Source organism: Pseudomonas sp. DR 5-09 (assembly GCF_001655595.1).
Taxonomy (GTDB): domain Bacteria; phylum Pseudomonadota; class Gammaproteobacteria; order Pseudomonadales; family Pseudomonadaceae; genus Aquipseudomonas; species Aquipseudomonas pharyngis.
In genome coordinates this window covers 3888872-3903417 of record NZ_CP011566.1, presented here as the reverse complement: position 1 = coordinate 3903417, position 14546 = coordinate 3888872, and the positions used below count along the sequence as shown (strand labels likewise).

General features: G+C 60.4%; 12 protein-coding genes. 8 read left to right on the top strand and 4 right to left on the bottom strand.

Annotated features, from left to right (window positions below; genetic code table 11):
* Positions 1–249: 249 nt before the first annotated feature.
* The 3 genes from PDR5_RS17415 (at position 250) to PDR5_RS17410 (ending at position 2199) form a co-directional block, all read left to right on the top strand.
* The gene (locus PDR5_RS17415) at positions 250–444 is read left to right on the top strand and encodes a hypothetical protein (RefSeq protein ID WP_064597508.1); all 195 of its coding nucleotides are present in this window, start codon (positions 250–252) and stop codon (positions 442–444) included.
* 48 nt (positions 445–492) lie between these two features.
* Complete coding sequence (locus PDR5_RS29900; RefSeq protein WP_172829490.1) at positions 493–663, top strand: hypothetical protein; 171 nt, start codon at positions 493–495, stop codon at positions 661–663.
* Between the two features lie 255 nt (positions 664–918).
* Positions 919–2199, top strand: a complete 1281-nt coding sequence (locus tag PDR5_RS17410; RefSeq protein WP_064597506.1) for an HAAAP family serine/threonine permease — start codon at positions 919–921, stop codon at positions 2197–2199.
* Between the two features lie 167 nt (positions 2200–2366).
* Here PDR5_RS17410 and acnB read toward each other — a convergent pair whose 3' ends face one another.
* Entirely contained in the window at positions 2367–4976 is a 2610-nt protein-coding gene (gene acnB, locus PDR5_RS17405; protein WP_041475328.1) for a bifunctional aconitate hydratase 2/2-methylisocitrate dehydratase, read from the bottom strand.
* A 469-nt stretch (positions 4977–5445) separates the two neighbouring features.
* Here acnB and PDR5_RS17400 point away from each other — a divergent pair, with 469 nt between their 5' ends.
* On the top strand, positions 5446–5916 hold the full coding sequence (locus tag PDR5_RS17400; protein WP_039767141.1) for a DUF1289 domain-containing protein: 471 nt from the start codon (positions 5446–5448) through the stop codon (positions 5914–5916).
* A 124-nt stretch (positions 5917–6040) separates the two neighbouring features.
* Here PDR5_RS17400 and PDR5_RS17395 read toward each other — a convergent pair whose 3' ends face one another.
* Entirely contained in the window at positions 6041–6904 is an 864-nt protein-coding gene (locus tag PDR5_RS17395) for a universal stress protein (protein ID WP_007958823.1), read from the bottom strand.
* A gap of 159 nt (positions 6905–7063) precedes the next feature.
* On the opposite strand from PDR5_RS17395, the gene PDR5_RS17390 reads away from it, so the two are divergent.
* From PDR5_RS17390 to PDR5_RS17380, 3 genes are all read left to right on the top strand, one after another.
* Positions 7064–7672, top strand: coding sequence for a tRNA-(ms[2]io[6]A)-hydroxylase (locus PDR5_RS17390; protein WP_064597504.1), 609 nt, complete (start codon positions 7064–7066; stop codon positions 7670–7672).
* A 140-nt stretch (positions 7673–7812) separates the two neighbouring features.
* The gene (locus PDR5_RS17385; RefSeq protein WP_064597502.1) at positions 7813–8520 is read left to right on the top strand and encodes a response regulator; all 708 of its coding nucleotides are present in this window, start codon (positions 7813–7815) and stop codon (positions 8518–8520) included.
* On the top strand, positions 8521–9807 hold the full coding sequence (locus PDR5_RS17380) for an ATP-binding protein (protein WP_064597500.1): 1287 nt from the start codon (positions 8521–8523) through the stop codon (positions 9805–9807).
* A gap of 34 nt (positions 9808–9841) precedes the next feature.
* Here the strand turns inward: PDR5_RS17380 and PDR5_RS17375 are convergent, their stop codons facing one another.
* Both PDR5_RS17375 and moaA read right to left on the bottom strand, forming a co-directional pair.
* Positions 9842–10741, bottom strand: a complete 900-nt coding sequence (locus tag PDR5_RS17375; RefSeq protein ID WP_064597498.1) for a bestrophin family protein — start codon at positions 10739–10741, stop codon at positions 9842–9844.
* Between the two features lie 29 nt (positions 10742–10770).
* Positions 10771–11769, bottom strand: a complete 999-nt coding sequence (gene moaA / locus PDR5_RS17370; protein WP_064600882.1) for a GTP 3',8-cyclase MoaA — start codon at positions 11767–11769, stop codon at positions 10771–10773.
* 356 nt (positions 11770–12125) lie between these two features.
* Between moaA and PDR5_RS17365 the strand changes: the two genes are divergently transcribed.
* Positions 12126–14450, top strand: coding sequence for an FdhF/YdeP family oxidoreductase (locus PDR5_RS17365; protein ID WP_064597496.1), 2325 nt, complete (start codon positions 12126–12128; stop codon positions 14448–14450).
* The last annotated feature ends 96 nt before the right edge of the window (positions 14451–14546 follow it).

The following is a 14546-nucleotide window of genomic DNA, read 5'->3' as shown; positions in this document are numbered from 1 at the left end:
CTGGACGGGAATGTCAGTCAATTCGCCATTGGGTATAGCCGAAAAATGCCGGTCAGTGAGGTTGTTTAAAAACGTTAGGAAATGGACGCACCATCCTGCGGGATTTACGGATGTTGCCTACAAGTGCTGCCGGATTCATCCGCTATACGGCGGGGTGAGAAGCGCGGAACCATAGAGAGCAGGACGGGATGCGCTCTTCAGGACGGAGCGGCAACCCGGACGGAAATTGCCATCAGCCAAGGAAGGCCAATGCTTCAGAACAACCGTGAAAACCTGGAACTGGACAGGCTGCATAACGAAACGCGAAAACTGGTGGCTGAGCGGCAGAAGCTTCTGGCGGAAGAGAAGAAGCTGAAGTGGGAGACGTATTTCTATCCAGTCGCGGTGGTGGCCGGCGTGTTGACGGCAAGCGCGGCGTTAGCGGGCGTCTTTTTCAAGTTTTGAACGTTCGTTTTCGCAATCTTCAGACACATGACCCAAAAGGAAATAAACATGAGCACCTATGACGCCAAAGCCAGAATGGAGCAATTGGAACGGGAACACGATGAGTGGGCCGAAAAAATACGGATCAAGAACAGGAAAGAAATGCGCCCGATCTGGGGGTTGCTGGGATTGGGCATCTTTTGCATGTCCCTCGGCTTCATATTGGCCCGATCGATCTGATCGGGTTTTCCCATGGCACATTCGGCGCCAGCACATGCCATAGAACGACATGTGACGTATCTGGCGCCGACAGTCTTTTTCCCAAAAGCGACAAGCCTCCGATCTGCTCCGCACAACCATTCCTCAGCTAAGTCTTTGCTTCTGCTCATTTATCGCGGAGAATCGCGCCCCTGTTTCGGCCGGAGCATGTCTGTCGGTTTTTTCCGACGCGTCCTGACCGAGTGGCAAGTGACCGGAATGCGGAGATCCGACCGGATGAATGATCAGGCCAATAGCGTCGAACAACGCTTTGAGGCGGCAGCACCAGCCGAACTGTCGAGCTGGAATCGCCATGACACTACCTGGATGTTGGGACTGTTTGGGACGGCCATCGGCGCCGGTACCCTGTTTTTGCCGATCAACGCAGGTCTGGGTGGCTTCTGGCCGCTGGTGATCCTCGCGCTGCTGGCCTTCCCGATGACGTTCTACGCACACCGCGGCCTGACCCGCTTCGTGCTTTCCGGTCGCGAAGGCGCCGACATCACGGACGTGGTGGAACAGCATTTCGGCATCAAGGCCGGCGCGCTGATCACCCTGCTGTACTTCTTCGCTATCTTCCCGATCCTGCTGATCTACAGCGTTGGCCTGACCAACACGGTCGCCAGTTTCCTCGAGCACCAACTGCACATCACGCCGCCACCGCGCGCGTTGCTTTCGTTCGTGCTGATCCTCGGCCTGCTGGCCGTGGTGCGCTGCGGCGAGCAAGTGATCGTCAAGGCCATGAGCCTGATGGTGTATCCGTTCATCGTCGCGCTGCTGTTCCTGGCGGTGTACCTGATTCCGCACTGGAACGGCGGCATCCTGACCACCGCTTCGCAGGTGCCGGCACCGTCGGCGCTGCTGCACACGCTGTGGCTGGCGATTCCGGTGATGGTGTTCTCGTTCAACCACTCGCCGATCATCTCGGCGTTTGCTGTGGATCAGAAGCGTCGTTACGGCATTCACGCGGATGAGCGCAGCTCGCAGATCCTGTCCCGCGCGCACCTGCTGATGGTGGTGATGGTGCTGTTCTTCGTGTTCAGCTGCGTGCTGACCCTGTCGCCGGAGCAACTGGCGGAAGCCAAGGCGCAGAACCTGTCGATCCTGTCGTACCTGGCCAACCACTTCAGCAACCCGACTATCGCGTTCGCGGCGCCGCTGATTGCGTTCGTGGCCATCTCCAAGTCGTTCCTCGGTCACTACATCGGTGCCAGCGAAGGCCTGAAGGGCTTGATCGTCAAAAGCGGCAAGCGTCCGGGCGCCAAGGCGCTGGACCGCATCGTGGCGGCGTTCATGCTGGTGGTGTGCTGGATCGTGGCGACCCTGAACCCGAGCATCCTCGGCATGATCGAAACCATCGGTGGCCCGGTCATCGCGGCGATCCTGTTCCTGATGCCGATGTACGCGATCCGCAAGGTGCCGGCGATGGCCCGTTATCGTGGGCAGATGTCGAACGTGTTTGTCACCGCAGTGGGTCTGGTGGCCATTTCGGCGTTGATCTATTCGCTGACGGCGTGAGATCCAACACAAGATCCCGTTTGATCTGGTGAAACAGAAAGGCCGATCTGCCTCGCAGGTCGGCCTTTTTTGTGCCTGCGATCAGCGCGGGGCGAGGCCCCATCCGACAGGCATAAAAAAACGCCGCTCATCTCGCGATGGGCGGCGTTTTTCATTGCGTTGCAGCGTTAGGCTTGAACGACCGGGATCTTGGCGTTCGCAGCAGCTTCACGGAACTCGGCAATCTGGTCGAAGGACAGGTAGCGGTAAACGTCGGCCGCCATGCTGTCGATCTTGCCAGCGTATTCCATGTACTCCTCGACGGTCGGCAGGCGACCCAGGATCGAAGCGACGGACGCAAGCTCAGCCGAAGCCAGGTAGACGTTCGCGCCGTCGCCCAGACGGTTCGGGAAGTTACGGGTCGAGGTCGACACCACGGTGCTGTTCGGCTCAACGCGTGCCTGGTTACCCATGCACAGCGAGCAGCCTGGCATTTCCATGCGGGCGCCGGCCTTGCCGTAGATGCCGTAGTAGCCTTCTTCGGTCAGTTGGTGAGCGTCCATCTTGGTCGGCGGCGACAGCCACAGACGGGTTGGCAGCTGACCCTTGACCTGGTCCAGCAGTTTACCGGCAGCGCGGAAGTGACCGATGTTGGTCATGCACGAACCGATGAACACTTCGTCGATCTTCTCGCCAGCAACGCTGGACAGCAGACGGGCGTCGTCCGGATCGTTCGGCGCGCACAGCACAGGCTCGCTGATATCGGCCAGATCGATTTCGATGACTTCGGCATACTCGGCGTCGGCATCGGCTTCCATCAGTTGCGGGTTGGCGATCCAGGCTTCCATCGCTTGAGCACGACGCTCCAGGGTACGCGCATCGCCGTAGCCTTCGCCGATCATCCAGCGCAGCAGGGTGATGTTGGACTGCAGGTACTCGGTGATCGACTCTTTCGACAGCTTGATGGTGCAACCGGCAGCCGAACGTTCGGCCGAGGCGTCGGACAGTTCGAACGCCTGTTCCAGGGTCAGACCTTCCAGGCCTTCGATTTCCAGGATGCGGCCGGAGAAGGCGTTTTTCTTGCCTTTCTTCTCGACGGTCAGCAGACCGTTCTGGATGGCGAAGTAAGGAATGGCATGAACCAGGTCACGCAGGGTGATGCCAGGTTTCATTTTGCCTTTGAAGCGCACCAGGATCGATTCCGGCATGTCCAGCGGCATGACGCCGGTGGCAGCGGCGAACGCGACCAGACCGGAACCGGCCGGGAACGAGATGCCCATCGGGAAACGGGTGTGCGAGTCACCACCGGTACCGACGGTGTCCGGCAGCAGCATGCGGTTCAGCCACGAGTGGATGATGCCGTCGCCCGGACGCAGGGAAACACCGCCGCGGGTCATGATGAAGTCAGGCAGGGTGTGGTGGGTGGTCACGTCGATCGGCTTTGGATAAGCCGCGGTGTGGCAGAAGGACTGCATCACCAGATCAGCGGAGAAGCCCAGGCACGCCAGGTCTTTCAGTTCGTCACGGGTCATTGGACCGGTGGTGTCCTGAGAACCTACGGTGGTCATCTTCGGTTCGCAGTAGGTGCCAGGACGAACGCCTTTGCCTTCTGCCAGACCGCAAGCCTTGCCGACCATTTTCTGCGCCAGGGTGAAGCCCTTGGTGCTTTCAGCCGGAGCTTCCGGTTTCTTGAACAGGTCGAACGCTGGCAGACCCAGTTCGGCGCGAGCCTTCTCGGTCAGGCCACGGCCGATGATCAGCGGGATACGGCCGCCGGCGCGGACTTCGTCCAGCAGCACCGGGGTTTTCATTTCGAAGGTGGTGATGACTTCGTCGGTACCGTGCTTGCAGACTTTGCCTGCGTGCGGGTACAGGTCGATCACGTCGCCCATGTTCATGTTCGATACGTCGAACTCGATTGGCAGTGCGCCAGCATCTTCCATGGTGTTGTAGAAGATCGGGGCAATTTTGCTGCCGAAGCAGAAACCGCCAGCGCGCTTGTTCGGAACGTAAGGGATGTCGTCGCCGAAGAACCACAGGACCGAGTTGGTCGCCGATTTACGCGAGGAACCGGTACCGACCACGTCACCGACGTAGGCGATAGGGAAGCCCTGGCCGCGCATTTCTTCGATCTGCTTCATCGGGCCGGTCTTGCCTTGCTCGTCCGGAACGATGCCGTCACGGGCCATTTTCAGCATGGCCAGGGCGTGCAGCGGGATGTCTGGACGCGACCAGGCGTCTGGGGCAGGGGACAGGTCGTCGGTGTTGGTTTCGCCGGTGACCTTGAAGACGCGCAGGCTGATCTTGTCGGCCAGCACCGGGCGCTTCTTGAACCACTCGCCGTCAGCCCAGGATTGCAGTACGGCCTTGGCGTGAACGTTGCCGTTCTTGGCTTTTTCAGCCACGTCGTGGAAGGCATCGAACATCAGCAGGGTGTGCTTGAGTTCCTCGGCGGCCACTGGCGCCAGCTCGGCGTCGTCCAGCAGTTCAACCAGGGTCACGATGTTGTAGCCGCCCTGCATGGTGCCGAGCAGTTCTACAGCGCGCTTCTTGTCCAGCAGAGGGGAGGAGACTTCGCCCTTGGCCAGTGCGGAGAGGAAACCGGCCTTGACGTAGGCGGCTTCGTCCACTCCTGGTGGTACGCGATTGGTGATCAGGTCAACGAGGAAAGCTTCTTCGCCAGCCGGAGGATTCTTCAGCAGCTCGACCAGGCCTGCAGTTTGTTCGGCGTTAAGCGGCTGGGGAACGATACCCAGGGCTGCACGCTCTTCGATATGTTTGCGGTAGGCTTCAAGCACAGTTATTACCCTCATCAGTGGTCCCAAATGGGTGTCCGGGACGCTCATCCCGAAATTGCCGTACTCATGCTCCTCACGACGTTGTGGGTCGTTCGGCCAGAATTACCGGCAATTCCTTACAGAAGCTGCTTTCAAAGTTTTACGCCTGCAGAACGGGGAGCTGATGAGGGTTGGCGTATGGCTTTTCCCCGCTGGAAAAACCTTACGCCAACACCGCTCTGAAGGAACGACTGTGCTCGTGACGCTTTGAAAACAGCTTCTAACGGACATTGGCGCCTAAAAAGGCTGGCTGATTCTACGGCAAAAAAAATTTAAAGGTAAGTCGCGCTCTATTGGACTTTGGTTGCGTTGTGTACGGGTGGGGCAAACCTTGATCCAGCGCTTGTCCCTTACGTTTGAGGGGTGATGAATGGCGGACAAAGGGCTAACATGCCGACCTGTTCCGCGTTTCAAGTGTTTTGCCCATTCTATGCCCAATCAGACCATCAAGACCCCCTGCGTCGGCCTCTGCTCCACCGTTTACGGTGATCTGGTGTGCCGTGGCTGCAAGCGTTTCCACCACGAAGTGATCCATTGGAACGGTTACAACGAGGAGGAAAAGCGTGCGGTCTGGCTGCGTCTTGAGCAATTGCTGTCACAAGTGATGGCGAGCAAGGTCGAGGTCTTCGATCCGGCGCGTCTGCGCCTGCAACTGGAACAGCGCAAGATCCGCTTCGTGCCGCATCAGTCGGAATATTGCTGGGCGTATCAGCTGATCGCCCGGGGCGCGCGGGTGATCATTAATCTGGAAGCCTACGGCATGGTGCTGCTGCCGGAGTTTCGCGACTGGAACCTGCCGGAACTGCGCGATGCCATTGATCGGGAATTTTTCCTGCTGTCGGAAGCGCACTATCAGCGCTACATCGCGCCCGGTTTTCTCAAGGACGCCCTCGGCGACTGACCTATTGCTATCGCTGGCAAGCCAGCTCCCACAATGATGGTGTAAAGCTCTCCATGGAGTGCACACCGAAGTTCCTGTGGGAGCTGGCTTGCCAGCGATGACGGCCTTGCAGGCGCCACAATACTTAATGCTTCACCGCCAATTCGACCAAATGGTCTTCAACCTCCTGAGGCTTTAGCACCAGCACGTCGCTTTCCAGCTGATCCAGCACCTGTTCAGCCGTGTTGCCGATCAACGCACCGGATACGCCGCTGCGCGCCACGGTGCCAATCACCGTCACCGCCGCCTGCAGCTTGTGCGCCATGAACGGAATCAGCACGTCCGCCGGGCCTTCCTCGACATGCAGATGAGCGTCATCGATGTCGAACTCAGCCTGAAACGCCCGGCATTGCTCGCGATAGCGCGCCTCGATGGTTTCCTTGAGCTGGAACGTCGGGTCGGCCGCCGACAGCATCGGCGACGGATGAGCGGTAATTACGTGCAGATGCCCCTTGGCCAGGCTGGCGATGTCGAACCCATGGTCGATGATCGTGGTGTGCAGATGACGGTGTTCGCCGTCGGCATTGCCCACGTCGACCGCCGCAAGAATCACCTTGTCCTTCCACGAACCGGCGGTTTTCACCAGCAGCACCGGAGTAGGGCAGTGGCGCAGCAGTTTCCAGTCCGCCGGGGTCAGCAGGGCCTTTTTCAGCGAGCTGTCGGGGAAGTGCTGTTTGATCACCAGCCCGCAACCTTCGGCCTGCTGCACGTCGATGATGGTTTCGTGCAGGCTCTCGTTCCACGCCTGTTCGGTGGTGACGCTGTAGCCGTCCGCCAGCAGCGCGGCCTTGAGCACGCTGAGCATGCCGGCGTGATCGTGCTTCTTGTCGCAGACCAGCAGGTGCAGATGGGCCTGGGTCACCCCGGCGATCAGCTTGGCGCGCTTGAGCGCCAGGCTTTCCGCGTGTTCGGGTTCGATGACCACCAGAATGCTGCGAATGGCTTGCATGAGTGAGTCTCCAGCAATGAAAAGGCACGGCGTTGCACAACTATAGTTGCTGCGCATCCGTCTGCGACTTGATGCATATCAACGCGCGCGGCTGGTGGTCTGCGGGCAGGCCGGTATAATCGGCGCCCTTCGCTCGAACACCTTTTGACCGTGAGCCCCATGATCCTTCCCGAAATCCACGAATTCCTTGGTTGCCGCACGCCTGATGCCTGGGTTGAAGCCGCGCTGGCCGATCAGGAAACCCTGCTGATCGACCACAAGAACTGCGAGTTCAAGGCCGCCAGCACCGCGTTGAGCCTGATTGCCAAGTACCATTCCCATGTCGATCTGATCAACATGATGTCGCGTCTGGCCCGGGAAGAGCTGGTGCACCACGAGCAGGTGATGCGCATCATGAAGCGGCGCAAGATCGAACTGCGCCAGCTGCATGCCGGCCGTTATGCCTCGAGCCTGCGCAAAGTGGTGCGCAGCCATGAACCGGTGAAACTGGTCGACACCCTGGTGGTCGGCGCCTTCATCGAAGCGCGCAGTTGCGAGCGGTTCGAAGCGCTGGTGCCGCATCTGGACGAAGAACTCGGCAAGTTCTACTTCGGCCTGCTGAAAAGCGAGGCCCGGCATTTCCAGGGTTACCTGAAACTGGCCTACCAGTACGGTGACGCCAAGGACATCGCCCAGGTGATCGAGAAAGTCCGCGCCGCCGAGCAGGACCTGATCGAATCGCCGGACGAGGAATTCCGCTTCCACAGCGGTGTACCCGTCGCGGCATGAATTGTTAAAAACTCTTAAGAGTATGAAACATCAACGAAAACCGGCCCCAGAGGCCGGTTTTTGCTGCCTGCGATAAACGACTCGCCCGCGAATGCCGCCATAATGGCGCCCACTTCACAAAGCGGTTGGCGGCGGTTGTTATGGATAACCTGGGTTTTGGCAGAGTCCTGCTGGTGGAAGACGATGAGCGGCTGGCCGCGCTGATCGCCCACTTTCTCGAACAACACGGCTACGAGGTACGCACGGTGCATCGCGGCGACCTGGCCGTGGCCGCGTTTCTCGAATTCAAGCCCAAAGTGGTGGTGCTCGACCTGATGCTGCCAGGGCAGAGCGGCCTGCACGTATGCCGGGAAATCCGCAGCGTGTCGGACACACCGATTGTCATCCTGACGGCCAAGGAAGATGACCTCGACCACATTCTGGGCCTGGAGTCCGGCGCCGATGACTACGTGATCAAACCGATCAAGCCGCCGGTCCTGCTCGCGCGCCTGCGGGCCCTGCAACGCCGGCAGGTGCCGGACAGCGGCGTGGTCAGTTCACTGGAATTCGGCAACCTGGTCATCGACCGCAGTTGCCGCGAAGTGCGTCTGGCGGGCGAGCTGATCGAGCTGACCACCATGGAATTCGAACTGCTGTGGCTGCTGGCCAGCGCCGCCGGCAAGATCCTGTCGCGCGATGACATTCTCAACCGCATGCGCGGCATCGCGTTCGATGGCCTCAATCGCAGCGTCGACGTGTACATCAGCAAGTTGCGCAACAAACTCAAGGACAACCCTCGCGAACCGGCGTGCATCAAGACCGTGTGGGGCAAGGGTTACCTGTTCAATCCGTTCGCGTGGGAGTTGTAGATGCTGCGGTTATTTCTCGGGCTGTTTCTGGTGATGACCGTCGGGCTGGTAGCGGCGCTGCAAACCGTCGAACACACCTTCAACGCGTTGCTCGACAACCAGATGCAGGCCTACAACCGTGAAGCGGTGCGCGGTCAGGCCTGGTCGCTGGTCGAACACATGCGCGACCAGCAGGGCGCGGCGCGCGAGGCGCAACTGGAGGCGTTGCGGCCGCACTACGGGCTGACGTTGAGCCTGGTCGAGGCTGACCAATTGAACCTCAATGATCAGGAAAAAGCCGAACTGGCCCAGGATGTGTTGGTTATTCGTGACGATTACACCCAGTTCATCAGCAACATCGACGGAGGTTCGCAGTTGCTCAGCATCAAGCTGCCGCCCGAGCCGAGCCTGATGCCGTTCTACATTGCCGGGGCCTACCTGATGCTGGCGGTGCTACTGGGCATCGTCCTGTACTTCTGGGTTCGCCCGCATTGGCGCGATCTGGAAAAACTCCGGCTGGCCGCCGAGCGCTTCGGCGACAACGACCTCTCGGTGCGGATTCAGCTGTCCAAACGCTCGAACATCCGCGACCTGGCCGGCCACTTCAACCTGATGGCAGCGCGCATCGAAGGGCTGATCGCCAATCAGCGCGAACTGACCAACGCCGTCTCCCACGAACTGCGCACGCCGATTGCCCGGTTGTCGTTCGAGCTCGATCAACTCAAGCAGCAACCGGACGCCAGCCAGAACCGCGAACTGATCGCCGACATGTATGCCGACCTCGGCGAGCTGGAAGAAATGGTCTCCGAACTGCTGACCTACGCCAGCCTCGAACGTGGCGCGACGGTGATTACCCGCGAAAACATCCAGGCGGCCAACTGGCTCGACAGCGTGGTCGGCAGCGTAGCCCTGGAGGCCGAGGCGGCTGGTGTGCAATTGCTGATCGTTGATTGCCGAGTCGATGAAGTACGGATCGAACCGCGGTTCATGGCGCGGGCGGTGATCAATCTGCTGCGCAATGCCATTCGCTATGCCGAGCAGCGGGTCGAGGTGTCGCTGGTGCGCATCGGCGATCAATACGAAGTGCAGGTCAACGACGACGGCCCGGGCGTGCCGCTGGAAGGACGGGAGAAAATCTTCGAACCGTTCTCGCGCCTGGACGCCAGCCGTGACCGCCGCACGGGCGGCTTTGGCCTCGGTCTGGCGCTGGTGCGGCGGGTGTCGCAATCCCATGGCGGGCAGGTCGACGTCGGCGATTCACTGTGGGGCGGGGCGTCGTTCCGTATGACCTGGGCGCATCTGGACTGATGAGTTTCCCTCCCCGGAAGGGGGAGGCAGTCGATTAACTGAGGACGTAGTCCACCGGTTTCAGCGCTGGCGGCAACGGCTCAGTCCCCAGCTCCGAGAGAATATCCCGCTCGATGCTGCGCACCAGCGCATCGGTCGGCAAATCGTTTTCATCCCGGCCGAACGGGTCTTCCAGTTCATCGGCAATCGCATCCAGCCCGAAAAAGGTGTAGCTGACAATTGCCGTGAACAGTGGCGTCAGCCAGCCCAGCGGTTCGGCCATGGCGAACGGCAGCAGGATGCAGAACAGGTAAATCGTGCGGTGCAGCAGCAGGGTGTAAGGGAAGGGCAGCGGCGTGTTCTTGATCCGCTCGCACACCGCCTGCGCCTGGGTCAGGCTGGTCAGGTGATTGGCCAGCAGCATGTAACGCCATTCGCTGAGCTCGCCAGATTCGTGCAGATCGGAGCATTGCTGACCGACAGTCTGCAGGATGCGCCCGCTGTAGTCCGGCACCAGCGCATCGTGCTGCGGGGTGATCCACTCGGCGCTGGCGGCGGCTTCGTCTTCCCGGCGCAACCGCGCATTCAGCGCATGGGCAAAACCTGCGAGGTTGAGCAGCAACAGACGGCGCTGCGCAGATTCGCGAATCACATGGGTCTCGCGAATCATCGAGCGCACATGCACGATCACTTCGCCCCAGGCCTTGCGCGCTTCGTACCAGCGGTCGTAACAGGCGTTGTTGCGAAAATTCATGAAGATCGACAGCGACAGGCCGAGCAGGGTGAACGGCGTGGCGTTGACCTTGGTGAAGTTGCTCGGGTGGAGCATTTCCACCAGCACGATGGCCGACGCCAGCAGCGTCACCATCAGGGCGCGCAGGGCGATGCGCTTGGCAATCGAGCCTTTAAGGGTGAAGAGAATGGCGAATTGATTGACCTTGGGTCGGATGATCATGCGGCTCTCTGCCTTGCAAACGTGGCGGATCAGCCGCCGGTCATGTTCATGAAACGCACCACTTGCACGTCGTCGTTCACTTCAAAATTGTGCCGGTAAGGCTTGAGTTTCATTGCTTCAATGATGGCTTTCTCGAGCCGTTCCGGTTGGCCCGGATGGGCGCGCAGCACCGCTTTCAGATCCACCGAGTGCTCGTTCCCCAGACACAGTAGCAAACGCCCCTCGACCGTCAGCCGCACCCGGTTGCAGGTGCCGCAGAAGTTGTGGCTGTGGGGCGAAATAAACCCCAGCCGGATGTGCGGGGCTTCGGCCAGCCGCCAGTAACGCGACGGGCCCTGGGTCGATTCGGCGGAGTCGATCAGGGTGTAGCGCTCGGCGATCTTTTCGCGCACCTGGGTGCTGGAAAAGAACGACTCGGCGCGGCTGTGTTCGCTGATGATCCCCAGCGGCATTTCCTCGATGAAGGAAATGTCCAGATCCCGCTCGATGGCGAACTGCACCAGATCGTTGATCTCGTGATCGTTGCGGCCCTGCATCACCACGCAGTTGAGTTTAGTGCGGGTAAATCCGGCGGCGCGCGCGGCGTCGATGCCGTCGATCACCTGGGCCAGGTCGCCGGTGCGGGTCATCTGCTTGAAGCGCTCGGCATCGAGGCTGTCGAGGCTGACGTTGAGGCGTTTGACCCCGGCATCGAACAGCGGGCTGGCCAGTTTGCCAAGTTGCGAGCCGTTGGTGGTCAGACACAGTTCGCGCAGACCGGGCAGGGCGGCGATCTGCTTGCACAAGCCGACGACGCCGGGACGAATCAACGGCTCGCCGCCGGTCAGGCGGATTTTGCGGGTGCCCAGCGCAACGAAGCTCTGCGCCAGTTGATAGATCTCCTCCAGCGTCAGTACCCGTTGGCGCGGCAGAAACTGCATGTCTTCGGCCATGCAATACACGCAGCGAAAGTCGCAGCGGTCGGTGACCGACATGCGCAGGTAGTCGACGCGGCGGTTGTAACCATCGATCAAGACGCGCTCTGACATGACAGCCTCGCTTGGGTGAAATCCGCTATTGAAGGGATTGGGTCGGCGCAGGTTATGAGCAACTTCGAACAGCGTCCAATCACTCTTAATGACCGGCCGATTGATGCTGTCGATGATGAAAAAATTATTCGTCATTTTTCCCTTCCTGGTTTTGCAAGTGCCCGGATTTAAAGGGATTAAGTCGGTGATAGATGCTTTCGATAACGCAGTCATTAATAGCGATTAGACAAGTTTTTGCAGCGGTTCCTATCCTTGGCCCCGTCAAACGAAACGACCGCTTTTTAACTTGAAAGTCAGTCGTCGCTGTTTAAACCCGATCAGGTTTTTGCCTGTGTGCATCGTCATGGAGAAGTCCCATGTCACAAGTCGACCGTTACAAACCCTACAAGGGCGCCGCTGCGGGTTGGGGCGCTGTCATCAGTCTCACCAAGAACTGGCTGGGCAGTGAAAACGCCCTGAAGAACATCCGCGCCATGCTCAAGACCAACCAGAACGGCGGCTTCGACTGCCCCGGTTGTGCCTGGGGTGAGGCACCCGGCGCGAGCATGCTGAAGTTCTGCGAGAACGGCGCCAAAGCGGTGAACTGGGAAGCCACCGGCCGCCTGGTCGATCCGGCGTTCTTCAACAAGTACACAGTCTCGAGCCTGGCCGAGCAAAGTGATTACTGGCTTGAGTATCAGGGCCGGATCACCCATCCGATGCGCTACGACGCGCGGGTCGACCGCTATGTCGAAACCACCTGGGACGACGCCTTTGCGCTGATCGCCAAGCACCTCAAAGGCCTGAAATCGCCCCACGAGGCCGAGTTCTACACCTCGGGTCGTGCCAGCAACGAAGCGGCGTTTCTCTATCAGTTGTTCGTCCGCGCCTACGGCACCAACAATTTCCCCGACTGCTCGAACATGTGCCACGAAGCCAGCGCTGTGAGCATGGGCGAGAGCCTGGGCGTCGGCAAAGGCACGGTGGTCTATGAAGACCTGCACCACGCCGACGCGATTTTCGTGATCGGCCAGAACCCCGGCACCAACCACCCGCGCATGCTCGAACCACTGCGTGAAGCGGTGAAACGCGGCGCGCAGGTGGTGTGCATCAACCCGCTCAAGGAGCGTGGACTGGAGCGCTTCCAGAATCCGCAGAACCCGATCGAGATGCTCAGCAACGGCTGGGAAGCGACCAACACCGCGTACTTCCGCCCGGCACTGGGCGGCGACATGGCGATGATTCGCGGCATGGCCAAATTCCTGCTGGAGTGGGAGCGCGAAGCCCAGGCCACTGGCGGCGAACCGGTGTTCGATCACGCCTTCATTGCCGAGCACACGTCGGGTCTCGACAGCTATCTTGCCGAAGTCGATGCCACGAGCTGGGAGCACATCGTCGAGCAGTCCGGCGTGCCGCTGCATGACATCGAACTGGCCGCGCGCATGTACGCCCGGGCCAAGAGCGTGATCATGTGCTGGGCCATGGGCCTGACCCAGCACGTGCACTCGGTGCCGACCCTGCAGGAAGTCATCAACCTGCAACTGTTGCGCGGCAACGTTGGCCGTCCGGGCGCCGGGCTGTCGCCGGTGCGCGGCCACAGTAATGTGCAGGGCGACCGCACCATGGGCATCAACGAACTGGCCCCGACCGAGCTGATGGACGCCCTGGAAAAGCGCTTCAACTTCAAGGTGCCGCGCATGCACGGCCACAACACGGTGATGGCGATTGGCGCCATGGAGCGCGGCGAAGCCAAGGTGTTTATCGGTCTGGGCGGCAACTTCGCTCAAGCCACGCCGGACACCCCGCGCACCCACGCCGCAATGCGCAAACTCGACCTCACCGTGCACATCTCGACCAAGCTCAACCGCAGCCATCTGGTGACCGGGCGTGATGCGTTGATCCTGCCGTGCCTGGGCCGAACCGACATCGATGTCCAGGCCGAAGGTCCGCAAGGCGTGACGGTGGAAGACACCTTCAGCATGGTGCACTTGTCGTTCGGCCAACTGAAGCCGAAGTCGGCGCACCTGAAATCCGAGCCGGCGATCATTGCCGGGATCGCCGCCGCTACTTTGGGCAAACACCCGATCGACTGGGAATGGGCGGTGGGCGACTACGGGCGCATCCGCAACCTGATCGCCGACGTGATTCCGGGCTTCGAGAACTTCAACGAGAAGCTGCTGATCCCCGGTGGTTTCCACCTCGGCAACAACGCCTCCGACCGGGTCTGGAACACCGAATCCGGCAAGGCCCAGTTCACCCCGTGTGTGCTGCCGGAACATCTGATCAGCGAAGGCGTGCGCAACCTGCCGGTCAAACCGCATCTGATCCTGCAAACCATGCGTTCCCACGATCAGTACAACACCACGCTGTACGGCCTCGACGACCGTTATCGCGGTGTATACGGGATGCGCGACGTGGTGTTCGCCAACGAACAGGACATCCGCCGGCTCGGTTTTGAACCGGGGCAACAGGTCGATCTGGTGGCGCTGTGGGGCGACGAGCGCGAGCGTCGGGTCAGCGGTTTCACCCTGATCGCCTACGACATTCCGGCCGGGCAGGCTGCCGCGTACTACCCGGAAACCAACCCGTTGGTGCCGCTGGAAAGCTACGGCGACCGCACCTACACGCCGACCTCCAAATTCGTGGCGATCCGCCTCGAAGCGGCCGAGGCGAGCAACCTGATCCCGTCGTCGGTGGCCTGACCGAACCACGCGATCCAACCCTTTTGCATTTTGACTGGCTGCAGGCGTTCGCGCCTGGCGGTGGCCCGGCCGTGTGCTGCCGCTTTTCAGCCTTGA